Annotated in this window: 22 protein-coding genes and 1 pseudogene; 17 read left to right on the top strand and 6 right to left on the bottom strand. The window is 72.0% G+C overall.

Annotated elements, in window-relative coordinates; translation table 11 throughout:
• Window positions 1–169: 169 nt before the first annotated feature.
• The 3 genes from AB0D53_RS22980 to AB0D53_RS22970 all read right to left on the bottom strand — a co-directional run bounded on the left by AB0D53_RS22980 (window position 170) and on the right by AB0D53_RS22970 (window position 3,292).
• Window positions 170–1,021 carry a DMT family transporter gene (locus tag AB0D53_RS22980; RefSeq protein WP_362449439.1) on the bottom strand — a complete coding sequence of 284 codons (852 nt, stop codon included), beginning with the start codon at window positions 1,019–1,021 and terminating at the stop codon, window positions 170–172.
• Window positions 1,018–1,518, bottom strand: coding sequence for a YbaK/EbsC family protein (locus AB0D53_RS22975; protein ID WP_362449437.1), 501 nt, complete (start codon window positions 1,516–1,518; stop codon window positions 1,018–1,020). The genes AB0D53_RS22980 and AB0D53_RS22975 overlap by 4 nt, the downstream gene beginning before the upstream one ends.
• A 136-nt stretch (window positions 1,519–1,654) precedes the next feature.
• Complete coding sequence (locus AB0D53_RS22970; protein WP_362449435.1) at window positions 1,655–3,292, bottom strand: penicillin-binding transpeptidase domain-containing protein; 1,638 nt, start codon at window positions 3,290–3,292, stop codon at window positions 1,655–1,657.
• Window positions 3,293–3,493: 201 nt separating this feature from the next.
• Between AB0D53_RS22970 and AB0D53_RS22965 the strand changes: the two genes are divergently transcribed.
• On the top strand, window positions 3,494–3,697 hold the full coding sequence (locus tag AB0D53_RS22965; protein ID WP_266492964.1) for a hypothetical protein: 204 nt from the start codon (window positions 3,494–3,496) through the stop codon (window positions 3,695–3,697).
• A gap of 79 nt (window positions 3,698–3,776) precedes the next feature.
• On the opposite strand, the gene AB0D53_RS22960 is transcribed toward AB0D53_RS22965, so the two are convergent.
• Window positions 3,777–5,543, bottom strand: a complete 1,767-nt coding sequence (locus AB0D53_RS22960; RefSeq protein WP_362449432.1) for a phospholipid carrier-dependent glycosyltransferase — start codon at window positions 5,541–5,543, stop codon at window positions 3,777–3,779.
• A 53-nt stretch (window positions 5,544–5,596) separates the two neighbouring features.
• Between AB0D53_RS22960 and rsmI the strand changes: the two genes are divergently transcribed.
• From rsmI to AB0D53_RS22890, 14 genes are all read left to right on the top strand, one after another.
• Window positions 5,597–6,493, top strand: coding sequence for a 16S rRNA (cytidine(1402)-2'-O)-methyltransferase (rsmI, locus tag AB0D53_RS22955; protein ID WP_362449430.1), 897 nt, complete (start codon window positions 5,597–5,599; stop codon window positions 6,491–6,493).
• 171 nt (window positions 6,494–6,664) lie between these two features.
• Window positions 6,665–7,036: a hypothetical protein gene (locus AB0D53_RS22950; RefSeq protein WP_362449428.1), complete on the top strand. Its 372-nt coding sequence runs from the start codon at window positions 6,665–6,667 to the stop codon at window positions 7,034–7,036.
• Between the two features lie 57 nt (window positions 7,037–7,093).
• Complete coding sequence (locus AB0D53_RS22945; RefSeq protein WP_362449426.1) at window positions 7,094–7,960, top strand: TatD family hydrolase; 867 nt, start codon at window positions 7,094–7,096, stop codon at window positions 7,958–7,960.
• Window positions 7,961–8,007: 47 nt separating this feature from the next.
• Entirely contained in the window at window positions 8,008–8,913 is a 906-nt protein-coding gene (rsmA, locus tag AB0D53_RS22940) for a 16S rRNA (adenine(1518)-N(6)/adenine(1519)-N(6))-dimethyltransferase RsmA (protein ID WP_362449424.1), read from the top strand.
• Window positions 8,910–9,803, top strand: a complete 894-nt coding sequence (locus tag AB0D53_RS22935) for a 4-(cytidine 5'-diphospho)-2-C-methyl-D-erythritol kinase (RefSeq protein WP_362449422.1) — start codon at window positions 8,910–8,912, stop codon at window positions 9,801–9,803. Before rsmA ends, AB0D53_RS22935 begins: the two co-directional genes overlap by 4 nt.
• Window positions 9,804–9,903: 100 nt before the next feature.
• Complete coding sequence (locus AB0D53_RS22930; RefSeq protein WP_362449420.1) at window positions 9,904–11,721, top strand: ABC-F family ATP-binding cassette domain-containing protein; 1,818 nt, start codon at window positions 9,904–9,906, stop codon at window positions 11,719–11,721.
• A 108-nt stretch (window positions 11,722–11,829) separates the two neighbouring features.
• On the top strand, window positions 11,830–13,575 hold the full coding sequence (locus AB0D53_RS22925) for a PQQ-binding-like beta-propeller repeat protein (protein ID WP_362449418.1): 1,746 nt from the start codon (window positions 11,830–11,832) through the stop codon (window positions 13,573–13,575).
• A gap of 246 nt (window positions 13,576–13,821) precedes the next feature.
• Window positions 13,822–15,636, top strand: coding sequence for a PQQ-binding-like beta-propeller repeat protein (locus AB0D53_RS22920; protein ID WP_362449416.1), 1,815 nt, complete (start codon window positions 13,822–13,824; stop codon window positions 15,634–15,636).
• A gap of 133 nt (window positions 15,637–15,769) precedes the next feature.
• Complete coding sequence (locus AB0D53_RS22915) at window positions 15,770–17,665, top strand: PQQ-binding-like beta-propeller repeat protein (RefSeq protein ID WP_362449414.1); 1,896 nt, start codon at window positions 15,770–15,772, stop codon at window positions 17,663–17,665.
• A 316-nt stretch (window positions 17,666–17,981) separates the two neighbouring features.
• Entirely contained in the window at window positions 17,982–18,692 is a 711-nt protein-coding gene (locus AB0D53_RS22910; RefSeq protein ID WP_362449412.1) for a LuxR C-terminal-related transcriptional regulator, read from the top strand.
• Window positions 18,693–18,904: 212 nt separating this feature from the next.
• Complete coding sequence (gene galT / locus AB0D53_RS22905; RefSeq protein WP_362449410.1) at window positions 18,905–19,948, top strand: galactose-1-phosphate uridylyltransferase; 1,044 nt, start codon at window positions 18,905–18,907, stop codon at window positions 19,946–19,948.
• Window positions 19,945–20,925, top strand: coding sequence for a UDP-glucose 4-epimerase GalE (galE, locus tag AB0D53_RS22900; RefSeq protein ID WP_362449407.1), 981 nt, complete (start codon window positions 19,945–19,947; stop codon window positions 20,923–20,925). The genes galT and galE overlap by 4 nt, the downstream gene beginning before the upstream one ends.
• Window positions 20,922–22,118 (top strand): galactokinase, encoded by a 1,197-nt coding sequence (gene galK / locus AB0D53_RS22895; RefSeq protein WP_362449405.1) that lies wholly within the window; start codon window positions 20,922–20,924, stop codon window positions 22,116–22,118. Before galE ends, galK begins: the two co-directional genes overlap by 4 nt.
• Window positions 22,119–22,455: 337 nt before the next feature.
• Complete coding sequence (locus AB0D53_RS22890) at window positions 22,456–23,241, top strand: response regulator transcription factor (protein ID WP_362449520.1); 786 nt, start codon at window positions 22,456–22,458, stop codon at window positions 23,239–23,241.
• On the opposite strand, the gene AB0D53_RS22885 is transcribed toward AB0D53_RS22890, so the two are convergent.
• Window positions 23,200–23,697, bottom strand: coding sequence for a MarR family transcriptional regulator (locus AB0D53_RS22885; protein WP_072487439.1), 498 nt, complete (start codon window positions 23,695–23,697; stop codon window positions 23,200–23,202). The genes AB0D53_RS22890 and AB0D53_RS22885 overlap by 42 nt on opposite strands.
• An 88-nt stretch (window positions 23,698–23,785) precedes the next feature.
• On the opposite strand from AB0D53_RS22885, the gene AB0D53_RS22880 reads away from it, so the two are divergent.
• A complete protein-coding gene (locus AB0D53_RS22880; RefSeq protein WP_362449403.1) occupies window positions 23,786–24,583 on the top strand; it encodes a trans-aconitate 2-methyltransferase in 798 nt (265 codons plus the stop codon).
• On the top strand, window positions 24,583–24,948 hold the full coding sequence (locus AB0D53_RS22875) for a VOC family protein (protein ID WP_362449401.1): 366 nt from the start codon (window positions 24,583–24,585) through the stop codon (window positions 24,946–24,948). Before AB0D53_RS22880 ends, AB0D53_RS22875 begins: the two co-directional genes overlap by 1 nt.
• Window positions 24,949–24,951: 3 nt before the next feature.
• On the opposite strand, the pseudogene AB0D53_RS22870 reads toward AB0D53_RS22875, so the two are convergent.
• Window positions 24,952–25,083, bottom strand: a pseudogene (locus tag AB0D53_RS22870) (Uma2 family endonuclease); the annotation flags it as partial.
• Between the last annotated feature and the right edge of the window lie 13 nt (window positions 25,084–25,096).

The raw sequence follows: 25,096 nt of genomic DNA, 5'->3' as shown, positions 1-25,096 counted from the left end.
TGGGTACGTGCGGGACCATTTCCCCGGTGCCGGTGCCGGTGCCGGTGCCGGTGCCGGTGCCGACGCTGCGGTGGCCGGGTGGCCGGGTGGCCGGGTGGTCGGCCGTGGTGGACCGCGGACCGGATCGACGCCGATGCCGATCCCGGCTCCGCCCCCAGGGCCGTCCTGCTCAACTCGTGTGCAGCATCAGCCCGATGCCGACCACCATCAGCCCGGCCGCCGCGATGCGCGGTGCGCCGAACCGCTCCTTGAAGAACAGCGTCCCGATGGCCGCGCCGACGATGATGGACGACTCGCGCAGCGCCGCGATCGGGGCCAGGGCGGCCCGGGTCTGGGCCCACAGGACGAGGCCGTACGCCGTCACGGACAGGGCCGCGCCCAGCAGGCCGCGTACGGCGAAGGGGCGGAGGGCGGGGAGGAGTTCGGCGCGGCGGCGGTACAGTGCGTAGGCGGGGATGGCCAGCCCCTCCAGGATCATCAGCCAGGCGATGTAGCCGAGCGGGGTGCCGGAGGCGCGGACGCCGACGCCGTCCACCGTGGTGTACCCGGCGATGGCCAGACCGGTCGCGAGGGCGGCCAGCAGGGCCGGCCAGTCGGGGCGCCTGCCGGAGCCCCGGATGCCCCAGAGGGCCAGCCCGACGAGCCCCGCCGAGGCCACCGCGACCCCGGCGGTGGCCCAGCCGTCCGGGTGCTCGCCGACGAAGACCGCGGCGAGGACCGTCACCACCAGCGGAGCCGTGCCCCGGGCGATCGGGTACATCTGCCCGAAGTCGCCCAGGGTGAACGAGCGCATCAGCAGCAGCATGTACGCCACATGGAGCCCGGCCGAGACCAGTAGGTACGGCCAGGCCCCGGCCGCCGGGAACGGCACCAGGAGGGCGCCCGCCGCGCCGATCAGCAGCCCGCCGCCGGAGATCAGGGTGAAGGAGAGGAGCTGGTCCTTGATCGCGTGCGCGATCGCGTTCCAGCTCGCGTGCGTCACCGCCGCGATCAGGACGGCGAACGCGACCAGCGGTGTCACTCCGACTGCTCGCGCACGTCCACCACGGTTCCGCCGGCGTGCCCGATCAGCGACTTGGGGTCGAGCGGGAAGACGGTGTGCGGGGTGCCCGCCGCCGCCCACACCACCTCGTGGTCCAGCAGCCCCCGGTCGGCCAGCACCCGGGTCCTCGTACGGTGCCCGAAGGGCGGTACGCCGCCGATCGCGTACCCGGTCGTCTCCCGGACCAGCTCGGCCCCGGCGCGCTTGACCTTCCCGGAGCCCAGCTCCGCGCGTACCCGCTCCACGTCGACGCGCGAGGAGCCGTCCATCAGGACCAGCACGGGGACCCCGTCGGCCTCGAAGATCAGCGACTTGACGATCTCGCTGAGCTCGCAGCCGATCGCGGCGGCGGCCTCGGCGGCGGTACGGGTGGCCTCGGGGAAGCGGCGGACCTCGACGTCGAGTCCCAGCTCCCGCAGGGCCTCGGCGAATCGGGGGTGGGCCTCGGCGGCGGCGGTGGCATCGGAAGTGCTCATGCCCCGCACGCTAGCGAACCCCGTGCGGGGCGTGCGACGGAGTTCCGCACGGTGGAACGGCTGTCACCGCTCCTTGGTGCAATTCACCGCGCAGCGGCCGGCCGGCGGCACTCCGCATGCCCCCGCGGCCGGCATCTCACGATCCCGCGCGGAGCACCGCCGCGACCACCGGGCCCGCCGCGTCGCCGCCGTGGCCGCCGGACTGGACCACCGCGGCGGCGGCCAGGTCGTTGCTGAAACCGGTGAACCAGCTGTTGGACGTGGCCTGGCCGTCGACCTCCGCCGAGCCCGTCTTGGCGCCCTTGTCGCCGCCGACCGAGGCCATCGCGGCCCTGCCGGTGCCCCAGCCGGCGGTCTGCCGCATCATGTTGCTGAGCTGCTGGGAGACGGACGGGGGCAGCGAACGCGCGGCGGTGGCGATCGGCCGGCCGTCGAGCTCCGGGTCCACGATGATCGGCTGGCGGAAGGTGCCGGTCCGCGCGGTGGCGGTGATGGACGCCATGTTGAGGGCGTTCATCTGGACCGTGCCCTGGCCGATGTACTGTGCGGCGGCCTCGCCCTGGGTCTCCTCGGGCACCTTGCCGTCGAAGGTGACGACGCCGGTCTGCCAGTCCAGACCGATCCCGAAGACGTCACGGGCCTCCTTGGCGAGCGCTGCGTCGTCGTTCGCTTCGTCGATCAGCTTGATGAAGGCCGTGTTGCAGGACCGGGCGAAGCTGGTCGTCAGGGTGCCGTCGGGAATGGAGAAGCCGTCCAGGTTCTTGAAGGTGCGGCCGTAGTACGTCACGGTCGGCGGGCACTCGATCTTCTGACCGGCCGAGGTGAGGCCCTTCTCGATCAGCATCGCCGCCGTCACGATCTTCATCGTGGAACCGGGAGCCTGCGTGCCCTGCATCGCCGCGTTGAACCCGGTGGCCGGGTTGTTGGCGACCGCGCGGATCGCGCCCGTGGACGGCCTCACGGCGACCACCGAGGCCTGGCTGAACTTCTTCACGGCCACCTCGGCCGCCGCCTGGGCGTCGGCGTCCAGGGTGGTCCGCAGCTTGCCCGGCCTGCCCTTGGTGAGGGTCAGCAGGGTCTTGCCGGGGCTGTCCGCGTCCGGGCTCTCGATCCAGGTCTCGATGCCCGCGGTGCCGCCGGCCTTCTCGCCGTACTTCTGGCGCAGGGTGTCCAGGATCGAGCCCAGGGAGGGGTACTTCTCCTTGGTGAGGACCTTGCCGTTGTGGTCGACGGCCTCGATCGACGGGGCCGCCGCCTCACCCGTCTTCAGCGAGGCCCCGTCCGTCAGGTCCGGATGGATCACGGCGGGGGACCAGTCCACCAGGGGCCTGCCGGTGGTCAGTCCACGCACCACGGTCAGCTCGGAGGAGTACGACCAGGGCTTGGACGTGCCGTCGAAGGAGACGGTCGCCTTCACCGTGTACGGGACCTTCGAGCCGACCGCGGGGCCCGGGGTGATCACCGCCTCGGTGACGTGGGCGCTCTCGCGGTAGCCGGTGAGCAACGGCCCGGCCTCGGCCGCGTTGTTGGTGAGCTGGGACGCGGTGTCCGGGTCGCCGCTCGCCCAGGCCTTCAGGAACTTCTTCGACGCCTCGTCGATCTCCGCCTTGGTGACCGGGCCCGTCCTCACCTCGGTGGTGGCGGACTTGCTGCCCGTGCCGCCGCCGCCCCCGCCGCCCAGTCCGTCCAGCACGTTGTACGCCCCGTAGCCCACCCCGCCGACCACGACCGCGAACACTCCGCCGACTATCGCAACCTTCGCTCCACTGCGCATGCCTGCAGTCCCCCTCCCCAGGAGCCCCCTTGAACGCGTTCAAGGGGATGCTGCTGCGCACCCTACGGGACGGTGGTGAGGGCCGGGACAGTTGTTATCGGAACGCGATATGAGTGACGTGAGCACGCCGATCGGGGCATCCGGGCCGTGATCGGCACGGATGGGGCATGGCCGCAGAGAAGCAGTGGGCATACTGACCGCATGACCGCACAGCCGCAGGTCGGCTCTGTCTGGGCCCTTCGCTTCCCGGACGCTCCGCAGCACGACCACTGCTTCCGGGTGACCGGGGTGTTCGTCGTCGGCGAGGTCACCTACGTCGAGACCGAGGATCTCGACGAAAGAGGGGGACTTGGCAGGGGACGGCTTGAGGACGTCCTTGAGTTTGCGGAGCCCGTCGGCGACTGAGCGCCTTCACGTCGCCGGCAAGCAACAACCACCGAGGGGCCGCAGTCCACGACTGCGGCCCCTCGGTGGTTCCATCCGGCTAGATCCAGGTGTCCAGCCACATCCGGTCGCGCCACGACCCGTCCGGGATCGGCGTGCCCGTGTAGATCGGCCAGAAGTAGATGAAGTTCCAGATGATCAGCAGGACCAGGACGCCCGCCGCGATCGCGCCCAGCGTCCGCCGGCGTTCCCCCGAGGGGTCGCCGCTCATCAGGCCCAGCTCCCGTTTCGGCCCCGTTCCGGCCGCCGGGCCCAGCATCGCGCCGATCATCATCGTCACCGCCAGACACAGGAACGGCACGAACACGACCGCGTAGAAGAGGAAGATCGTCCGCTCCTGGTAGAGGAACCAGGGCAGCCAGCCCGCCGCCACACCGCAGGCGATCGCGCCCGCCCGCCAGTCACGCCGGAAGAACCACCGCCACAGCACGTACACCAGGGCGAAGCACGCCGCCCACCACAGCAGCGGCGTCCCGATCGCCAGCACCTCGCGCGCGCACTTGCCGGTCGCCGACGCCTTGCAGCCCGGCTCCTCCTCCCAGAAGTACGAGACGGGCCGGCCGAGCACGATCCAGCTCCAGGGATTGGACTGGTACGTGTGGCCGGACGTCAGGTTCACATGGAACTCGTAGACCTGGTACTCGTAGTGCCACAGGCTGCGCAGCCAGTCCGGCAGCCACGTCCAGTTGCCGCCCCGGCCGTCGGTCTGCGCCCAGTTGCGGTAGTAGCCCTTGCCGGTGACGATCCAGCCGGTCCAGGAGACCAGATACGTGAGGATCGCGACCGGGACCGTCGAGACGAAGGCCGGCAGCAGATCCCGCTTCAGCACCGCGAGATACGGGCGCACCGCGCCCGCGGTGCGCCGTGCGCCCGCGTCCCACAACACCGTCATCAGCCCGAACGCGGCCAGGATGTACAGGCCGTTCCACTTCGTGGCGAAGGCCAGCCCCAGCATCAGGCCCGCCGTGATCCGCCACGGACGCCAGCCCAGCCGCAGCCGCTCCGCGATCTCCGCGTCGGGGCGCAGCACCCCCTCCTCGTCGACCGGCAGCGCCGCGGCGAACCTGCGCCGCGCCCAGTCGCGGTCGATCAGGAGCGCGCCGAAGGCCGCCAGCACGAAGAACATCAGCACCAGGTCGAGCAGCGCGGTGCGGCTCATCACGAAGTGCAGACCGTCCACGGCGAGCAGGGTGCCCGCCAGACAGCCCAGGAACGTCGAACGGAACAGCCGCCGGCCGATCCGGCACAGCATCAGCACCGACAGCGTGCCGAGCACCGCCACCATGAACCGCCAGCCGAACGGCGTGAACCCGAAGAAGTGCTCACCGAGCCCGATGACCCACTTGCCGACCGGCGGGTGCACCACATAGCCCGGGTCCACCGGGACATGCACCTGCGACGGGTCCGCGAGGATCAGCTTGTCGATGTCCTTGGGCCAGTCGCCCTCGTACCCCTGGTTGATCAGCGCCCAGGAGTCCTTGGCGTAGTACGTCTCGTCGAATATCAGCGCGTGCGGGCTGCCCAGCTTCCAGAACCGCAGCACCCCGGCGACCAGCGCCACCAGCAGCGGACCGCCCCAGGCCGACCACCGCACCAGCCGCTCGGCCATCGGCGGGGAGATCCCGAGCACCGCCCACAGCTGGGCGCCGGGCCGGGTGTACGGCGGGACAAGCCGCTCGCGCAGCCCGATCCCGGGCCGGGGCGAATGGCCGAAGCGGCGAAGCCGCTGCTGCCAGGAGGCCGGTTCTTCGCCGTGCGGTTCCCCGGCGTCTTGGCCCTGTCGGGCTTCGGGCGCAGTACTCGTCACCGCGCCATCGTAGGGAACGCATCTGTGCGAAGGCTGTCGCCCGTGCTGGGAAGATGGCTCATGTGACTGGAACGACTGGAACGCTGGTACTCGCAGGAACCCCCATCGGCGACGTGGCGGACGCCCCGCCCCGCCTCGCCGCCGAGCTGGAGACGGCGGACGTCGTCGCCGCCGAGGACACCCGGCGGCTGCGCCGCCTCACCCAGGCGCTCGGCATCCACACCACGGGGCGGGTCGTCTCCTACTTCGAGGGCAACGAGTCGGCCCGTACCCCCGAACTCGTCGAGGCACTGACCGGCGGCGCCCGCGTCCTGCTGGTCACGGACGCCGGGATGCCGTCCGTCTCCGACCCCGGCTACCGCCTGGTGGCCGCCGCCGTGGAGAAGGACATCAAGGTCACCGCGGTGCCCGGCCCGTCCGCCGTGCTGACGGCGCTCGCGCTGTCCGCGCTGCCCGTCGACCGCTTCTGCTTCGAGGGCTTCCTGCCCCGCAAGGCCGGCGAACGGCTCGGCCGGCTGCGCGAGGTGGCCGACGAGCGCCGCACCATGGTCTTCTTCGAGGCCCCGCACCGGCTCGACGACACCCTCGCCGCGATGGCCGAGGTCTTCGGCGCCGACCGCAGGGCCGCCGTGTGCCGGGAGCTGACCAAGACGTACGAGGAAGTGAAGCGCGGCCCGCTGGGCGAGCTGGCGGCCTGGGCGGCCGAAGGGGTGCGCGGCGAGATCACCGTCGTCGTCGAGGGCGCGGCCGAATCCGGGCCCGAGGAACTGGACGCCGAGGAGCTGGTGCACAGGGTGCTGGTGCGCGAGGAGGCGGGGGAGCGGCGCAAGGAGGCGATCGCCGCCGTGGCCGCCGACGCGGGGCTGCCCAAGCGCGAGGTGTTCGACGCGGTCGTGGCGGCAAAGAACGCGGCGCGAACCGGTCCCGCGGAAGGCAAAGGACTAGCGTAGAAGGCAAAGCGAGAGCCGCGTACCGGGCCTTTCTGCCACGCGCAGGCCAAAAGCGCTCCAACAGTCGACAGGGCCCGATGCGTTCCGGCCGGTATGGGCGTCCACTGAATCAGGGACGCAATCTCCGGGGCACTTGCCCGGAGTGCCTGTCCGGCGGACAAAGGAGCGGGCATGAGCGAGATCGCAGCAGCCACCGCACACGAGGCATACGCCTTCGCCTGCATGAGGTGCGGACACGGCTGGGAACAGGCATACGAGATAGAGCACCACGTCGACGGATCCAACAAGGCCTTCGTCATATACAAGGCGGACGGGGAGCGGGTTCCCTCCCCCCTGTCCAGGCCCAGCTGCGCGAACTGCGGCGGACATGTGCTCCGCATCATGCGGTCCGGCCGGGTCTCGACCGTCCAGCAGCTGCTCCACAACAACCCCCGGCCGGCAGGGCCGGGGAACCAGGGCGACGAGGCCGTGGCCGCCGCCCCCGCGGGCACCGGACACCACTGGCACCTGTCCGACCTGCTGCACCCCTTCCACCGGCGGTAGTCCCCGCCGGTTCCCCGTGAGCGGGGCGCATCGGCGTGTCCTCGTACGATCGTCACCATGAGCCGTACCGAAGCCCCGCCGCTGCCCGAACCCCTCCGGGTACCGGTCGCCGATTCGCACACCCACCTGGACATGCAGGACGCGACCGTCGAGGAGGGCCTGGCCAGGGCCGCGGCGGTCAATGTGACCACCGTGATCCAGGTGGGGTGCGACGTGCCCGGCTCGCGCTGGGCCGCCGAGACCGCCGCCGCGCACGCGAACGTGCACGCGGCGGTCGCCCTCCACCCCAACGAGGCACCGCGCATCGTGCACGGCGACCCCGACGGCACCGCACGCCAGGGCGCGCGCGAAGGGGGCGGCCCGGCGGCACTGCACGAGGCCCTCGCGGAGATCGACGCACTGGCCGCGCTCGACCACGTACGCGGCGTCGGCGAGACCGGGCTGGACTACTTCCGTACCGGCCCCGAGGGCATCGCCGCCCAGGAGGAGTCCTTCCGGGCCCACATCGAGATCGCCAAACGGCACGGCAAGGCGCTGGTCATCCACGACCGCGAGGCCCACGCGGACGTGCTGCGCGTCCTCGCCGACGCGGGCGCCCCCGACCGGACCGTGTTCCACTGCTACTCCGGGGACGCCGACATGGCGCGGATCTGCGCGGACGCCGGATACTTCATGTCCTTCGCCGGCAACGTCACCTTCAAGAACGCCCAGTCGCTGCGGGACGCCCTGGCCGTCGCCCCGACGGAGCTGGTCCTGGTCGAGACGGACGCGCCGTTCCTGACGCCCGCGCCCTACCGGGGGCGGCCCAACGCGCCCTATCTCATCCCCGTCACGCTGCGTGCGATGGCCGAGGTGAAGGGGACCGACGAGGACACCCTGGCGGCGGCGATCGCGGACAACACGGCACGGGCCTTCGACTACTGAGCGCCCGCGCGGCGGGCACGGACCGCGAGGGCCCTTACGCTTTACAGGTGAGCACCACTGAGCCCGATGCCCTCCTGGGCCCCGCAGAGATCCGCGAGCTGGCCGCCGCGCTGGGCGTACGCCCGACCAAGCAGCGCGGCCAGAACTTCGTCATCGACGCCAACACGGTCCGCCGGATCGTACGGACGGCGGAGGTCCGCCCGGACGACGTCGTCGTCGAAGTCGGTCCCGGGCTCGGCTCGTTGACCCTGGCGCTGCTGGAGGCCGCGGACCGGGTCGTCGCCGTCGAGATCGACGACGTGCTGGCGGGCGCGCTGCCGGCCACCGTCGCCGCGCGGATGCCGGGGCGCGCCGACCGGTTCGCCCTGGTGCACTCCGACGCGATGCTCGTCCGGGAGCTGCCCGGCCCGGCGCCGACCGCACTGGTCGCGAACCTGCCGTACAACGTCGCGGTGCCCGTCCTGCTGACGATGCTGGAGCGCTTCCCGTCCATCGAGCGCACCCTCGTCATGGTCCAGGCCGAGGTCGCCGACCGGCTGGCCGCGCGGCCGGGCAACAAGGTCTACGGCGTGCCGTCGGTGAAGGCCAACTGGTACGCGGACGTCAAGCGGGCCGGCTCCATCGGCCGCAACGTCTTCTGGCCCGCCCCGAACGTCGACTCCGGCCTGGTGTCCCTGGTCCGGCGCACCGAGCCGGTCGCGACGAAGGCGAGCCGGGCCGAGGTCTTCGCGGTCGTCGACGCGGCCTTCGCTCAGCGCCGCAAGACGCTGCGGGCGGCCCTGGCCGGCTGGGCGGGCTCCGCGCCCGCCGCCGAGGCGGCCCTGGTCGCGGCCGGGATCTCGCCGCAGGCCCGCGGCGAGTCGCTGACGGTCGAGGAGTTCGCCGCCATCGCCGAGCACGGGCCCACCGGGACCGCCGGGGCCACCGACGAGCCCTCCGGGAGTGGCGAGTGAGCGTCACCGTCCGCGTACCCGCCAAGGTCAACGTCCAGCTCGCGGTCGGCGCCCCGCGCCCCGACGGCTTCCACGACCTGGCCAATGTCTTCCTCGCCGTCGGCCTGTACGACGAGGTCACCGTCACCCCCGCCGACGGGCTGCGGATCACCTGCTCGGGCCCCGACGCCGCCCAGGTCCCGCTGGACGCGAGCAACCTCGCCGCCCGCGCCGCGATCGCGCTGGCCGAGCGGCACGGCATCGCACCCGATGTCCACATCCACATCGCCAAGGACATCCCCGTCGCGGGCGGCATGGCGGGCGGCAGCGCCGACGGCGCGGCCGCCCTGCTGGCCTGCGACGCCCTCTGGTCCACCGGCGCCGGCCGGGACGAGCTGCTCGCCATCTGCGCCGAGCTGGGCAGCGACGTCCCGTTCAGCCTCGTCGGCGGCGCCGCCCTCGGCACCGGACGCGGTGAGCGGCTCACCACGATCGATGTCGGTGGCACCTTCCACTGGGTCTTCGCGGTCGCCGACGGCGGGCTCTCCACCCCGGCCGTCTACGGAGAGTTCGACCGGCTCACGGCGGGCACCGACGTCCCCGCGCCCGAGGCCTCCCCCGCCCTCCTCGACGCCCTGCGCGCCGGTGACACCGCCGCGCTCGCCGGCGCGCTCTCCAACGACCTCCAGCCCGCCGCGCTCTCCCTGCGCCCCTCGCTCGCCGACACCCTCGCCGCGGGCACCGCGGCCGGTGCCCTGGCGGCCCTGGTCTCGGGCTCCGGGCCGACCACCGCGTTCCTGGTGACGGACGAGGAGTCGGCCCGCAAGGTCGCCGAGGCCCTGCTCACCTCGGGCACCTGCAGGAACGCGCGGACCGCGGTCTCCCCGGCACCGGGCGCCTCGCTCGTCTGACGGTGCCCGCCCCCGCGGGGGCGGGCAAGGGCGAGCGGACACCGCCCCGCCGCCGCCCCGTACCCTGGGAAGCCGATCGATCCTTCCGGGCAGGAGTGAAATGGCCGTCAATCTGGTCAATGTCGAGCAGGTCAGCAAGGTGTACGGCACCCGTGCCCTGCTCGACGGAGTGTCCCTCGGGGTGTCCGAGGGAGACCGGATCGGTGTCGTGGGCCGCAACGGCGACGGCAAGACGACGCTCATCCGGATGCTCGCCCGGCTGGAGGAGGCGGACAGCGGACGCGTCACCCACAGCGGCGGGCTGCGGCTCGGCGTCCTCACCCAGCACGACTCGCTCGACCCGCAGGCGACCATCCGCCACGAGGTGATCGGCGACCTCGCCGACCACGAGTGGGCGGGCAGCGCCAAGATCCGCGATGTGCTCACCGGGCTCTTCGGCGGGCTGGCCCTGCCGGGCTTCGAGCACGGCCTGGACACCGTCATCGCCCCGCTCTCCGGCGGCGAGCGGCGCCGGATCGCGCTGGCCAAGCTGCTCATCGCCGAACAGGACCTCATCGTCCTCGACGAGCCGACCAACCACCTCGACGTCGAGGGCATCTCCTGGCTGGCCCGCCATCTGCAGGCCCGCCGCTCCGCGCTCGTCTGCGTCACCCACGACCGCTGGTTCCTCGACCAGGTCTGCACGCGCATGTGGGACGTCCAGCGCGGCACGGTCCACGAGTACGAGGGCGGCTACAGCGACTACGTCTTCGCACGGGCCGAGCGGGAGCGGATCGCCGCGACCGAGGAGGTCAAGCGGCAGAACCTGATGCGCAAGGAGCTGGCCTGGCTGCGCCGCGGCGCCCCCGCCCGCACCTCCAAGCCGCGCTACCGCATCGAGGCGGCCAATGAACTGATCGCCGACGTGCCGCCGCCGCGCGACACCAGCGAGCTGATGAAGTTCGCCAACGCCCGGCTCGGCAAGACCGTCTTCGACCTGGAGGACGTGACCGTCCAGGCCGGCCCCAAGACGCTGCTCACCCACCTCACCTGGCAGCTCGGCCCCGGCGACCGGATCGGCCTGGTCGGGGTCAACGGCGCGGGCAAGACCTCCCTGCTGCGGGCCCTCGCGGAGGCGGCCCGCACCCAGGGCGACGCACAGCCCGCCGCCGGGAAGGTCGTCGTCGGCAAGACCGTCAGGCTGGCCTACCTCTCCCAGGAGGTCCACGAGCTGAACCCGAACCTGCGGGTGCTCGAAGCGGTGCAGCAGGTACGGGACCGGGTCGACCTCGGCAAGGGCCGCGAGATGACCGCCGGCCAGCTCTGCGAGCAGTTCGGCTTCTCGAAGGAGAAGCAGTGGACCCCGGTCGGCGACCTCTCGGGCGGTGAGCGGCGCCGGCTCCAGATCCTGCGCCTGCTGATGGACGAGCCGAACGTCCTCTTCCTCGACGAGCCCACCAACGACCTCGACATCGAGACCCTGACCCAGCTGGAGGACCTCCTCGACGGCTGGCCCGGATCGATGGTCGTGATCTCCCACGACCGGTTCTTCATCGAGCGGACCACCGACCGCGTGATGGCGCTGCTCGGCGACCGCACGCTGCGGATGCTGCCGCGCGGGATCGACGAGTACCTGGAGCGCAGGCAGCGGATGGAGGAGGCGGCCACGCCCTCCGCCGCACCCGCCCCCGCCAAGGAGACGGCCGCACCCGCCGCGGCCCTCTCCCCGCAGGCCGCCCGTGCGGCGAAGAAGGAGCTCCAGAAGGTCGAGCGGCAGCTCGACAAGATCTCCACCCGTGAGACCACACTGCACGCCCAGATCGCGGAGCACGCCACGGACTTCGAGAAGGTGGCCGAGCTCGACGCCGAGCTGCGCGAACTGGTCTCCGAGCGGGACGAGTTGGAGATGCGCTGGCTGGAACTGGCCGAGGACGCCTGACCGTTACGGTGCGTCAAGTGTGACAGCCGGGGCTCGTGGGACGGGTGATAGAAAGAAACCTTGCCCGGCGCGGAAGCCGGACCCGTCCGCACGAAGGGGGACGTGCTGATGACCCAGCCGCCCGGCCAGCAACCGCCGCAGGGAGGCTTCGGGGCTCCGTACGACCCTCCGCCCGGTTCGTACGGCCCGCCGGCCCAGCCGCCCGGCCGGGCCACCGGTCCGTACGGCACGCAGCCCCCGGGCCCGTACGGGCCGCCCACGCAGCCCGGCCCGTACAACGCTCCCACGCAGCCCGGTCCCTACAACGTGCCCGCGCAGCCGGGGCCTTACGGCGCGTCGGCGCAGCCCGGTCCGTACGGTGTGCCGTCGCCACCGCAGTCCGGTGGTCCCTCGGGCGGCAGCGGGGGCGGAGGGTTCTTCCGGGGCAGGCGCGGGGCGGTCGTCGGAGGTGTGCTCGCGGTGGTGCTGCTGGCCGGTGGTGGGGTCTGGCTGGCCACGAGCGGGGGCGAGGCCGAGCCCGCCGCGAAGAAGAGCGCCGCTCCCGGGCCGGACACTTCCCCCACCGGTGAGTCCAGGGGCAAGGAGAAGGACCCGGGGCCGAGCGACCTGCGCGCGGAGGCCGACGGGATCAACACCCTGCGCGATCCGGGCGAGGCCAAGGTCCTCTGGCTCCAGGAGGGCGGCGTCGACCTGCCCCGCAACGGTGCGAGCGTGTACGGCCCCTGGTTCGTCGGCGACACCGTCGTCAAGGCGATGTTCCACACCGTCTCCGGCTATTCGGTCGCCGACGGCAGCGAGAAATGGAGCCTGCGCCTGCCGGGCAAACTGTGCGGGGCCCCCTCGCAGGCCACCGCCGACGGCAAGATCGTCTTCGGGGTAGAGAGCGGCAGCGGCAACCAGGCGGAGTGCAACGGGCTCCAGATGGCCGACCTCACGACCGGCAAGGCCGGCTGGTACAAGACGTACAAGCGGCAGGGCACCTGGGACCTGCTCTCCTACCCCGCGATGGCGATCAACGGCGACACCGTGACCGTCGGGCGCAAGACCAGGACGGACGCCTTCCGGGTCGGCGACGGCAAGGTGCTCTTCGGAGAACTGCCGGGCAACTGCCAGCCGTTCGGCTTCGCGAGCGGCCCGCTGGCGATCGCCGCGGCCAGCTGCCAGACGGAGGCCGACGACCACAAGGAACAGCTGGTGGAGCGGATCGACCCGGTCAGCGGGAAGGTCCTGTGGAAGTACCAGGTCAAGAAGGGCTGGGAGATCTCGCAGTTCTACTCGGTCAGCCCGCTGGTCGTCTCCCTGAAGAAGGAGCGCGACTGGGCCATCGTCACGCTCGACGCGAACGGCGCCTACCGCTCGCAACTGGCCGGAGACGACCACTACCGGGTGGAGTGCGACACCGACCTCATCACCGGCGGCGGGAACCTCGACAACTGCCTCGGGGTGGCGGCCGACGAGCGGACGGTCTACCTGGCGACCGAGGCCACCAAGTCCGGTTCCGGCCCCACCAACAAGGTCGTCGCCTTCGACCTGGCCGGCGGCCGTACCAAGTGGAAGGCCGCGGCCCCGGCCGGGCAGACCATGATGCCGATGCGGGTGGAGGGCGGCCGGCTGCTGCTGTTCGTGGAGTCGTCGTTGAACAAGGGCGGCGCCATCGCCTCGTTGCCGCCGGGCGGTGGCACACCGCGGTTGCTGCTGGAGCACCCGGACGGCGGGGTGCGGACCGAGCGCTCCGTCTTCCAGCCCCGCGTCGCCTATGTGAACGGCCGTTCTCTCCTGATGAGTACGAGCATCAGCGGGGTCGAGGACGAGGACGAGAAGCGGGCCAAGTCGATGGAGATGTTCGGCAACTGACGGATACTGAGGCGTAACGGAGGCATCACGGGCCGGTTCTCCCTTGGGAACAGGGGGTGGACCGACCCGGTGCCCAGGGTGTTGCGGGTGGTACAAAGAAGCCCCGCTCGACTGACGTAACGCCGCGGGATCCATGCCTGATTCGCTCCTTTCCGTGGAGTTCAGGGGGTTTCGGCCCCGTGGTGCTCCGTGGAATCGCGGGGGAGAAGGGACCGGGCACCGGACCGCACGAAGGGGGACGTGCTGATGACCCAGCCGCCCAGCCAGCAACCGCCGCAGGGAGGCTTCGGCGCGCCGCAGGGACCGCCGCCGGGTAGTCCTCAGCCGCCCCAGGGCCCGCCGCAGACCCCGCCGCCGCCCACCCAGCCGGGCTACGGCTACCCGCAGGCCCCCGGCCAACCGCCGGCCCAGGCCCCCGGTTACGGCTACCCGCAGCAGCCGGGCCAGGCGCCCGGACCGTACGGTCAGCAGCAGCCGGGCCCCTACGCCCAGCAGCCCGGTCCGTACGGCCAGCAGCCGGGCCCCTACGGCCAGCAGCCCGGCCCGTACGGCCAGCAGCCCGGTTACGGCCATCCGCAGCAGCAGTTCCCCGGCGCGCCCACCCCGGGCGGTCCGGGCGGCGGCTCCTCCAAGCGCAAGCCCGCGATCGTCATCGGTGCCGCGGCCGCCGCGCTCCTGGTGATAGGCGGCGGCATCTACGTCGCCACGAGCGGGGGCGACGACGAGAAGCCGGTCGCGAAGGAGAGCGGGGACGCCAAGCCGAGCACCTCGCCCTCCGTCAACAAGGGCAACGGCGAGGGCGACGGCGAGGGCCGCGGCGCCGACGACCTCAACGCCGGGCGCAAGGCCGGCGAGGCGAAGGTCCTCTGGCTGCAGAAGAACGACGTCGACCTGCCGCGCAACGGCTCCGACGTGTACGGCCCCTGGGTGGCCGGCGACACGATCGTCAAGGGCATGTACCGCTCGGTCTCCGGCTACTCGGTGGCCGACGGCAAGCAGAAGTGGACCCTCAAGCTGCCCGCCGACCTGTGCGCGGCGCCCGCGCAGCCCACGGCCGACGGCAAGATCGTCATCGGGGTCAAGAACGGCACCACCGACAAGGCGGACTGCGCGGATCTCCAGATGATCGACCTCGGCACCGGCAAGGCCGGCTGGAAGAAGTCGATCAAGAAGAACGGCACCTGGGACTTCCTGTCGGACATCTCGCTGGCCATCAGCGGCGACACCGTGACGGTCGGGCGCACCGGAAACTCCAACGCCTACCGGGTCAGCGACGGCAAGGAACTGTTCGGCAAGCAGTCTGGCACCTGCCAGCCGTTCGCGTTCGCGGGCGGATCCAAGCTGATCGCCGCCTCCAACTGCCGCACCGGCGACACCGACAATCCGCAGCACCAGCTCCAGGAGCTCGACCCGAACACGGGGAAGCCCAGGTGGACCTACCAGCCCAAGCGCGGCTGGGAGATCGACCGGGTCTACTCGGTGGACCCGCTGGTGGTCTCGCTGAAGAAGGACAAGGAGTGGAGCATCCTGTCGCTGAAGCACAACGGGTCCTTCCGCTCCGGCATCGTCAGCGACAAGGGCGACAAGTTCGCACCGGACTGCGGCAGCGCCTTCGCCATCTTCGGCAAGTCCCTCGACGGCTGCACCGGAGTCGCCGCCGACGCCAACACCTTCTACATGGCGACCGCGCCGGACTCCAGCGGCACCGCCCGTACGAACAAGGTCGTGGCCTTCGACCTGAACACCGGCAAGTCCAAGTGGAAGGCCGCGGCCCCGGCCGGGCGCACGGTGAAGCCGCTGCGCATGGAGGGCGGCAACGTGCTGCTCTACGTGGAGTCCGGCTACGAGAAGGGCGGCGGCATCGCCACCCTCGCACCGACCGGCGGCACCCCGCGGATGCTGCTGCAGCACCCCGCGTCGACGGCCGAGATCGAGAACGACTTCTACAACTCGAAGATCCTCTACGCGGGCGGCCGTTCGTTCATCGCGAGTGGCCGGGTCAGCGCCAGGAACGACAAGGAAGAGCTGGAGACGAAGACCATGATGGCCTTCGGCAACTGACGGCTCACGAAGCCTTTCGACGGCAGTTCCCGGCCGTCGGAGCCCCACGGCTCACGACCGGCGGCGGCCGGAGCACGACCGACCGCCGCCGGTACCGTCCCACCGACTCCCTTTCCCCAGAGGTACGTACGCCATGACGCAGCCGCCCCAGCCGCCCAACGATCCGCCCCAGGGTGGATTCGGCGCCCCGCAGGACCCGCCGCCGGGTGGATTCGGCGCCCCGACGCCGCCGCCCGCCGACCCGTTCGGCAAGCAGCCGGCCACCCCGCCCGCAGGCGGCTTCGGCGCCCCGACGCCGCCGCCCGCGGACGCCCGGCCGCCCGCCGGGGCCCCACCGCAGCCGGGTCCCGGCTACGGCTACCCGCAGGGCGGGCAGCCGGGCTACGGCTACCCGCAGAACCAGCCCCCGCAGCCCGGCTACGGCTACCCGCAGGCACCCGTGCCCGGCCAGCCGCAGCAGGGCTACGGATACCCGCAGGGCCTGCCGCCCGGCCAGCCGCCGCTGCAGGGTTACGGCTACCAGACCACGCCGATGCAGCAGCCGCCGCAGCCGCCGCAGAACAACGGCGGCAAGAAGCTCTCCACCCAGATGCAGATCATCGTCGCCGCCTCGGTCGCCGTGGTGCTGATCGTCGCGGGCGGCATCTGGTACGCCTCCTCCGGCGACGGCGACAAGAAGGAGCAGGCCTCCTCGTCCAGCGGCGCCACCGAGGGCAAGGGCGGCGAGAACAAGGGCGGCGTCGCCCCCGACGGCGCCGGCACGGAGAAGGCACCCGCGGACCCCAAGTCCAAGGTCGCCTTCCAGCTGCCGCTGCCGAAGGTCACCGACGTCACCAAGGTCGACGGCTCGTGGCTGACCGACAAGGCGTACGTGAAGACCGGTCTGAACGAGATCGTCGCCTACGACCCGGCCAAGGGCACCAAGCTCTGGTCCATCCCGCTGGCGGGCCAGGTCTGCGCCGCCTCGCGGCACATGTCCAAGGACTTCAAGACCGCGATCGCCTTCGAGCAGAGCAAGCCGAGCAAGGCGTCCAAGTACCCGCCGTGCAACCAGGTCGGCGCGATCGACATGAACACCGGCAAGCTGATGTGGAGCAAGTCGGTGACCGCGGCCACCAGCGGTGACGCGGCGGTCAGGTTCGACGAGGTCACGCTCAGCGGCACCACGGTCGCCGCGGGCGGAACCGAGGGCGGCGCCGCCTTCGACCTGAACACCGGCGCCGAGCGCTGGAAGCCCAAGGCCAGCACCGACGGCTGCTACGACAAGGGATACGGCGGCGGCGAGGCCCTCGCGGTGGTCCGCAAGTGCGGTACGTACGACGACCCGCAGCTCGTCATCCAGGCGCTGAACCCCACCACCGGGGCCCCGCTCTCCTCGTACAAGATGCCGCCCGGCGTCGACTACGCGAGCATCGTCTCCACCAAGCCGCTGGTCGTCGCGGCCGACGTCGGCGACACCGCCGGTGACGGCAGCGGCATCTCGGACTTCTTCTCCATCGACGCCTCCACCGGCAAGCTGCTCACCAGGATCGCGGCGGACGGCGAGAAGTACGCGGCGCGCTGTGCCTCCACCGAGGTCGAGAGCTGCAGCCAGCTGGCCGTCGGCAACAACCGGATCTACGTGCCGACCGAGGACCACGAGGGCAGCGGCGAGTACGGCGACACCAACGAGATCGTCTCCTTCGACCTCACCACCGGCAAGCCGACCAGCGACCGGGCCGACGCGGGCGACCGCTACAAGATGTTCCCGATCCGCATGGACGGCGGCAACATCATCGCCTACCGGGTTCCCCCGTACGACAAGGGCGGCCAGATCGTCTCCATCGACGGCGCCACGTTCAAGCAGACCGTGCTGATGGAGAACCCGAGCGACGAGTCCACCCGTGACGCGGAGACCAGCTTCACGCCGGACTACTCCGAGTTCCGCTACGGCAACGGGCACCTGTACCTGTCCAGCACGATGGTCAGCAAGCCGAGCGGCTCGCTGGACGCGAGCCGCCGACTGGTGGTCAGCTTCAGCAGGGACTGAGCAGGCAGACAGCTTGCGCGCGGGGGTGGTGTCCGGCCGACGGGCACCACCCCCGCGCGCATGTCCGCGTCCGGACACGGGCCGGCCGTTCCCGGGCGCACGCGTACGCCGGGAAGCGATCCGTAACGGTCGGCAGGCAGATCGCAACGGTGATCAGTCGGACATGGCGCACCGTCAACCAGTCCTGAACGCGCGCCGATCCGGCGTTCTGAAGCCTTTTGGCCGCTAAGACGCACGTGGCGTCGAACAAGCGTGTAGCTTGCCGGGTCAGGAAGGCCGGGGGGCCCGGTGTGCCGGTGCTACGGGGGTGTGCTCGATGGGCGTGCGGCTGATGGTGGTCGATGATCACAGACTGCTCGCCGAGGCGCTCGCCTCGGCACTGAAACTGCGGGGCCATCGCGTCCTCGCGGCGGCCGCCCCGACCTCGGGCGCGGCGGAACTGGTGGTCAGCAGGGCACCGGAGGTCTGCCTGTTCGGCACCTCGGCGCCCGCCGAACCCGGCGCCTTCGACCCGATCGTACGGATCCGGCGCGAGCGCCCGCAGGTGGCCGTAGTGGTCCTCGGACCGGTGCCCAGCCCGCGCGGGATCGCGGCGGCGTTCGCGGCGGGCGCCGCGGGATACGTCCGCCACGACGAGCGCATGGAGGGCGTCGAACGGGCGATGGTCAAGGCGCGGGCGGGCGAGGCGGCGGTGGCGCCGCAACTCCTCCAGGGCGCCTTCGCCGAGCTGCTCAATCCGGCCGCGGCACCGGACGACGAGGGGCAGCGGCTGCTGCAGCTGCTCACCCCGCGCGAGATCGAGGTCCTGGTGCGCGTGGCCGAGGGGGAGGGCACCCGGCTGATCGCGGCCGGGATGCGGATCGCGCCGAGCACCGCGCGCACGCATGTGCAGCGGGTGCTGATGAAGCTGGGTGTCGGCTCCCGGCTGGAGGCCGCGGCGCTCGCGGCCCGCACGGGGCTGCTGGACCGCACGGGGCTGCCGGCCCGCACCGCACCGGTCGGCCGGCCGGAGCAGCCGGGCCTCTGAGCCGCGCCGCCACCACCCCTCCACGTACAGGACCCGACACTGGCGCCTGACACCTGACACCTGACGCCGGACGCCGGGCATTCGGCACCTGACGCCTGACACCTGACGCCTGACGCCGGACCGCGATGCCCCGGGCCGTCCGGCGTGGACCACTCATTGACGCCTTTGTTGAGTTGTGGTTCATTGTGTTTGGTTATGTTTGGAGGAACCTGGTGAAGAAGACGGTTACGACGCTCGCCGACGGCCGGGAGCTGCTCTACTACGACAGCCGCGACGACGCCGTACGGGAGGCCGTCGACCGACGCCCCCTCGACGCCGTCTCGACCTCGTCCGAGATCCGCCGCGACCCGTTCCTCGGGGACAGCGTCGCCATCGCCTCGCACCGCCAGGGCCGCATCTACCACCCGCCGGCCGACGAATGCCCGCTCTGCCCCTCGCGGGACGGCCGGCAGAGCGAGATCCCCGAGGCCGACTACGACGTCGCCGTCTTCGAGAACCGCTTCCCCTCGCTCGCCGGTGACTCCGGCCGCTGCGAGGTCGTCTGCTTCACCTCCGACCACGACGCCTCCTTCGCCGACCTCACCGAGGAACAGGCCGCCCTGGTCCTCGCGGCCTGGACCGACCGCACCGCCGAACTCGCCGAACTCCCGCAGGTCAAGCAGGTGTTCTGCTTCGAGAACCGGGGCGCCGAGATCGGCGTCACGCTCGGCCACCCGCACGGGCAGATCTACGCGTACCCCTTCGTCACCCCGCGTACCGAGCTGATGTTCCGCTCCATGGCGGCCCACCGCACCGCGACCGGCGGCAACCTCTTCGACGACGTGGTGGCCCGCGAGCAGGCGGACGGCTCCCGGATCGTCCTCGACGGCGAGCACTGGGTCGCCTTCGTGCCGTACGCCGCGCACTGGCCGTACGAGGTCCACCTCCACCCCCGCCGCCGCGTCCCCGACCTGCGGGAACTCGACGAGGCCGCGCGCACGGAGTTTCCACAGGTTTATCTGGAACTCTTGAGGCGATTCGACCGGATCTTCGGCCCCGGCGAGCCGCCGACCCCGTACATCTCGGCCTGGCACCAGGCCCCGTTCGGGGTCCCCGGACGGGAGGACTTCGGACTCCATCTGGAGCTTTTCACCATCCGACGTACCTCCGGCAAGCTGAAGTTCCTCGCGGGTTCCGAATCCGGCATGAACGTGTTCATCAACGATGTGCCGCCGGAGGCCGCGGCCCAGCGACTGCGAGAGGTAGCGAGCGAGTGAGCAAGCCCCAGAAGAAGTACCTGGTCACGGGCGGCGCGGGATACGTCGGCAGCGTGGTCGCCCAGCACCTGCTGGAGGCCGGGCACGCGGTCACCGTTCTCGACGACCTCTCGACCGGGTTCCGGGAGGGCGTCCCGGCCGGGGCCGAGTTCATCGAGGGCCGCATCCAGGACGCGGCGAAGTGGCTGGACCCCTCCTACGACGGGGTGCTGCACTTCGCCGCGTACTCCCAGGTCGGCGAGTCCGTCACGGACCCGGAGAAGTACTGGGTCAACAACGTCGGCGGCTCCCTCGCGCTGCTCGCCGCGATGCGCGACGCCGGCGTGCGGACCCTGGTCTTCTCCTCCACCGCCGCCACCTACGGCGAACCGGCCACCACCCCCATCACCGAGTCCGACGCGACCGCGCCCACCAACCCCTACGGCGCCACCAAGCTCGCCGTCGACCACATGATCACCGGCGAGGCGGCCGCCCACGGCCTGGCCGCGGTATCGCTGCGCTACTTCAACGTGGCCGGGGCGTACGGCAGTTGCGGCGAGCGGCACAGCCCCGAGTCCCACCTCATCCCGCTGGTCCTCCAGGTCGCGCTCGGCCGGCGCGAGTCGATCTCCGTCTACGGCGACGACTACCCCACCCCCGACGGCACCTGCGTCCGCGACTACATCCACGTCGCCGACCTCGCCGAGGCGCACCTGCTGGCCCTGGACGCGGCCACCGCGGGCGAGCACCTGATCTGCAACCTCGGCAACGGCAACGGCTTCTCGGTGCGCGAGGTCATCGAGACCGTCCGCGAGGTCACCGGCCACCCCGTCCCGGAGACCGCGGCCCCCCGCCGCGCCGGTGACCCCGCCGTGCTGGTCGCCTCCGCCGCCACCGCCCGGGAGCGGCTCGGCTGGTCGCCCTCCCGCGCCGACCTGACCGGAATCGTCACCGACGCCTGGACGTTCGCCCGCCGAGAGGAGCCCACCGCCCCATGACCGAGACCAGTGAGCCGACCACCTCCCTCACCGGGAGCACCGAGCTGACCGCCTCCTTCACCGCGCTCTACGGGCGCGCGCCCGAAGGGATCTGGGCGGCCCCCGGCCGGGTCAACCTGATCGGCGAGTACACCGACTTCAACGACGGCTTCGTGATGCCGCTCGCCCTGCCGCACACCGCACGCGCGGCCGTCGCCCGCCGCACCGACGGCGAACTGCGGCTCCACTCCACCGATGTGCCCGGCGGCGTGGTCCAGCTCCGGATCGACGAGCTGGCCCCCCAGCAGGGGCACGGCTGGGCGGCGTACCCGGCCGGGGTGGTCTGGGCCCTGCGCGAGGCCGGCCACCCGGTCACCGGGGCGGACATCCAGCTCACCTCCACCGTCCCCACCGGCGCGGGCCTGTCCTCCTCCGCCGCGCTGGAGGTCGTCACCGCGCTCGCCCTGAACGACCTCTTCGGGCTCGGGCTGACGGCCCCGGAGCTGGCGGTCCTCGGCCAGCGCGCCGAGAACGCCTTCGTGGGCGTGCCGTGCGGGGTCATGGACCAGATGGCCTCCGCCTGCTGCACCGAGGGCCACGCCCTGTACCTGGACACCCGCGACCTCACCCAGCGCCAGGTCCCCTTCGACCTGTCCGCGAGCGGACTGCGGCTGCTCGTGGTCGACACCCAGGTCAAGCACGCGCTCGGCGACGGCGCGTACGCGGAGCGGCGGGCCGGCTGCGAGGCGGGCGCGGCGGCGCTCGGCGTACGCACGCTGCGCGAGGTGCCGTACGAGAGCCTCGGCGCGGCCCTGGACACCCTGGCGATGGCCGACGTCGACGAGTCCGTGGTGCGCTACGTACGCCATGTGGTCAGCGACAACCAGCGGGTCGAGCAGGTCATCGCCCTGCTCGACGCGGGCGATGTGCGGGCCGCGGGCCCGGTCCTCGACGCCGGGCACGCCTCGCTCCGCGACGATCTGCGGGTCTCCTGCCCGGAGCTGGACCTCGTGGTGTCGGCGGCGGGCGAGGCCGGGGCGCTCGGCGCGCGGATGACCGGCGGCGGCTTCGGCGGCTCGGCGATCGTGCTGGTGGAGGAGGAGCAGGCGGACGCGGTCTCCAAGTCCGTACTGGAGGCCTTCGCCGCGGCGGGCCACGCGACGCCGCGGATCTTCCCGGCCGTGCCCTCGGCGGGAGCCCGCCGGCTCGGCTGAGCCCCGCCGACCCGGCCGGGCGGGCGGCTTTTTGTCACTTCTGTCGCAAGACGAAACACGCATCACGTCCCGGGGGCGGCCGGAGCCGATCAGTTCTGCGAATTGGCTTCCGCCACGGCCCGTCGGCCGTACCCTGATGCACAGCACCGGTGGGGGCCGGTGCTGATTCAGGGGTACGAGACAGTCGGGTGCGGCGCCCGGGGCGGGCGGTGGCCGGGACACGGCGGCGGTCGTGAACCATGGTCCATCTCCCCGATCCGGGCGCCGTACCCGCACTGATCGGCCCCTTCCGGCGGGCCGGGGGTGGCCCGGGAGCAGACGCGGCATGGGGGTGCCTGTGGTTCGTATCCGGGTTCTCGTGGTGGACGACCACCGTATTTTCGCCGAGTCGCTCGCAGCGGCGCTCGCGGCCGAACCGGATGTCGAGGTGTCGGCGGCGGGCAGTGGCCCCGCGGCGTTACGGTGCCTGGAGCGGGCCGCCGCCGAGGGGCGCGGCTACGACGTGATGCTGGTCGACGCCGAACTGGGCATCGCCGGCGACCACCGGGCACCCGTCCCGGTCCCCGACGGCGGGGAGCACACCCCGGTGGACGGCATCTCCCTGGTGGCCGGGGTCCGTTCGGGCCGGCCGTCCGTGCGCACGGTGGTGCTCGCCGAGAAGGACGATCCGGTCCGCGCCGCACTGGCACTGCAGGCCGGGGCCTTCGGCTGGGTCGCCAAGGACTGCTCGCTGCAACGGCTGCTCACGGTCGTGCGGGGAGTGCTGAGGGACGAGACGCATCTGCCTCCGGCGCTGCTCACCGGCGTACTGCGGGAGCTGACGGCGGCGCGCAAGCACCGCACCGAGAGCGAGCAGCTGGTCGAGTCACTGACCCCGCGCGAACGCGAGGTGCTGCGCTGCATGGTGGCGGGCCTGGGCCGCAAGGCGGTGGCCGAGCGGCTCTACCTCTCCCCGCACACGGTCCGTACCCATATGCAGAACGTGCTGGGGAAGCTGGGCGTGCACTCCACCCTGGCCGCGGTCGCCCTGGCCCGCCGGGCGGGCGTCGGTCCGGCCGACCCGGCCGGACCGGTCCAGGCCCTAGCCGGGAATGTTGTCGAACGGGGCGGTCAACTGGCGTAGCAGCCCCGCCAGTTCGCCCCGCTGCTGGGTGGAGAGCTCGCTCAGGATGGCGCGTTCCTGGGCGAGCAGCCCGGCCAGCGACTGGTCGGCCTTGTCGCGCCCCTCGGCGGTGAGCCGGACGAGCACGCCGCGGCGGTCGCTGGGGTCGGGGAGGCGCTCGACGAGGTTCTTCTTGGTCAGGCGGTCGATGCGGTTGGTCATCGTGCCGGAGGTGACCAGGGTCTGCGTGAGGAGCTGCCCGGGGGAGAGCTGGTAGGGGGCGCCGGCGCGACGCAGCGACGTCAGTACGTCGAACTCCCAGGGCTCCAGATTGTGCTCGGAGAAGGCGATCCGGCGGGCCCGGTCCAGATGGCGGGCCAGGCGGGAGACGCGACTGAGCACCTCGAGTGGTTCCACGTCGAGGTCGGGGCGCTCACGGCGCCATGCAGCGACCAGTCGGTCGACCTCGTCCTCCATGTGGATCAGTGTAGAGGGTCTGTCGACATGAAGTCTCTTGAATTCAAGTGTCTTGACATCAAGATATTTCTCGCGTGATCCTGAATCCATGACCACACCCACCTGGGACCCGCAGCAGTACCTGCGCCATGCCGACCACCGCACCCGCCCCTTCCTCGACCTCCTCGCCCGCATCCCCGACCTCCCGGCCGCCCCCGAGCCCCGTATCGCCGACCTCGGCTGCGGCGCGGGCAACGTCACCGTCCTGCTCGCCGACCGCTGGCCCGGGGCCCGGATCACCGGCTACGACAACTCTCCGCAGATGCTCAAACGGGCCCGCGCCCACGCCGGCCCCCACCTCGACTTCGCCGAGGCCGACGCCACCACCTGGACCCCCGCCGAGCGTCACGACCTGATCGTCTCCAACGCCCTGCTCCAGTGGGTCCCCGACCACGCCGCCCGCTTCCCGGCCTGGCTGGACGCGATCACCCCCGGCGGCACCTTCGCCTTCCAGGTCCCCGGCAACTTCGACCAGCCCAGCCACGTCCTGATGCGCGAACTCGCCGGCTCCCCACGCTGGCGCGACCGCCTCGCCGACCGGTTGCGCCACGCCGACGCGGTGCTCACCCCCACCGCCTACCTCGACGCGCTGACCGCCCCCGGCATCACGGCGGACGTCTGGGAGACCACGTACCTGCACCTCCTGCCCGGCCAGGACCCGGTCCTGGACTGGGTGAAGGGCACCGGCCTGCGCCCCGTCCTGACCGCCCTCGCCGACGACCCCGGGGCCCGCGACGCCCTCCTCGCCGAATACCGCGACCTGCTCCGTACCGCCTACCCCCAGGGCCCGCACGGCACCGTCTTCCCGTTCCGTCGCATCTTCGCCGTGGCCCGCAAGGAGAAGTGATGATCGCCGCCCTCGACCACGTCCAGCTCGCCGCCCCGCAGGGCTCCGAGGACGCCCTGCGCGCCTACTACGCCGACATCCTCGGCATGACGGAGATCCCCAAGCCCCCGGCCCTCGCGTCCCGCGGCGGCTGCTGGTTCCTGGCGGGCCCGGTCCAGCTCCACCTGGGCATCGAACAGGACTTCCGCCCGGCGAAGAAGGCACACCCCGGCCTCCGCGTCACGGACATCGAGGCATACGCGGCCCGGCTGGAGGCGCGGGGCGCCGAGGTGCGCTGGGACGGCGACCTGCCGGGGCACCGGCGCTTCTTCAGCCACGACCCGGTGGGGAACCGGCTGGAGTTCCTGGATCGGGTGGACGGCTGACCGTCACAGCGCGTCCAGCGCCTCCCGGGTGATGTCGATGTCGATCGGGAACGGCACGCTCGCCTTGAGGCGGTCGTGGCGGATTCCCGTCAGGGCATACGCCTTGGACACCGGGTCCAGCTCGTACACCCGCAAAGAGCCTGCCCGT

Source organism: Streptomyces sp. NPDC048295 (genome assembly GCF_040652135.1).
Taxonomy (GTDB): Bacteria; Actinomycetota; Actinomycetes; order Streptomycetales; family Streptomycetaceae; genus Streptomyces.
The sequence above is the reverse complement of the archived record's forward strand: the minus strand, read 5'-3'. Positions and strand labels throughout refer to the sequence as shown.

Bases quoted from the DNA above. Each gene is read 5' to 3' on its own strand.
- AB0D53_RS22975 (WP_362449437.1), bottom strand. From the start codon at position 1,518: ATGAGCACTTCCGATGCCACCGCCGCCGCCGAGGCCCACCCCCGATTC.
- AB0D53_RS22970 (WP_362449435.1), bottom strand. From the start codon at position 3,292: ATGCGCAGTGGAGCGAAGGTTGCGATAGTCGGCGGAGTGTTCGCGGTC.
- AB0D53_RS22965 (WP_266492964.1), top strand. From the start codon at position 3,494: ATGACCGCACAGCCGCAGGTCGGCTCTGTCTGGGCCCTTCGCTTCCCG.
- rsmI (WP_362449430.1), top strand. From the start codon at position 5,597: ATGGCTCATGTGACTGGAACGACTGGAACGCTGGTACTCGCAGGAACC.
- AB0D53_RS22950 (WP_362449428.1), top strand. From the start codon at position 6,665: ATGAGCGAGATCGCAGCAGCCACCGCACACGAGGCATACGCCTTCGCC.
- AB0D53_RS22945 (WP_362449426.1), top strand. From the start codon at position 7,094: ATGAGCCGTACCGAAGCCCCGCCGCTGCCCGAACCCCTCCGGGTACCG.
- AB0D53_RS22930 (WP_362449420.1), top strand. From the start codon at position 9,904: ATGGCCGTCAATCTGGTCAATGTCGAGCAGGTCAGCAAGGTGTACGGC.
- AB0D53_RS22925 (WP_362449418.1), top strand. From the start codon at position 11,830: ATGACCCAGCCGCCCGGCCAGCAACCGCCGCAGGGAGGCTTCGGGGCT.
- AB0D53_RS22920 (WP_362449416.1), top strand. From the start codon at position 13,822: ATGACCCAGCCGCCCAGCCAGCAACCGCCGCAGGGAGGCTTCGGCGCG.
- AB0D53_RS22915 (WP_362449414.1), top strand. From the start codon at position 15,770: ATGACGCAGCCGCCCCAGCCGCCCAACGATCCGCCCCAGGGTGGATTC.
- AB0D53_RS22910 (WP_362449412.1), top strand. From the start codon at position 17,982: ATGGGCGTGCGGCTGATGGTGGTCGATGATCACAGACTGCTCGCCGAG.
- galK (WP_362449405.1), top strand. From the start codon at position 20,922: ATGACCGAGACCAGTGAGCCGACCACCTCCCTCACCGGGAGCACCGAG.
- AB0D53_RS22885 (WP_072487439.1), bottom strand. From the start codon at position 23,697: ATGGAGGACGAGGTCGACCGACTGGTCGCTGCATGGCGCCGTGAGCGC.
- AB0D53_RS22880 (WP_362449403.1), top strand. From the start codon at position 23,786: ATGACCACACCCACCTGGGACCCGCAGCAGTACCTGCGCCATGCCGAC.
- AB0D53_RS22875 (WP_362449401.1), top strand. From the start codon at position 24,583: ATGATCGCCGCCCTCGACCACGTCCAGCTCGCCGCCCCGCAGGGCTCC.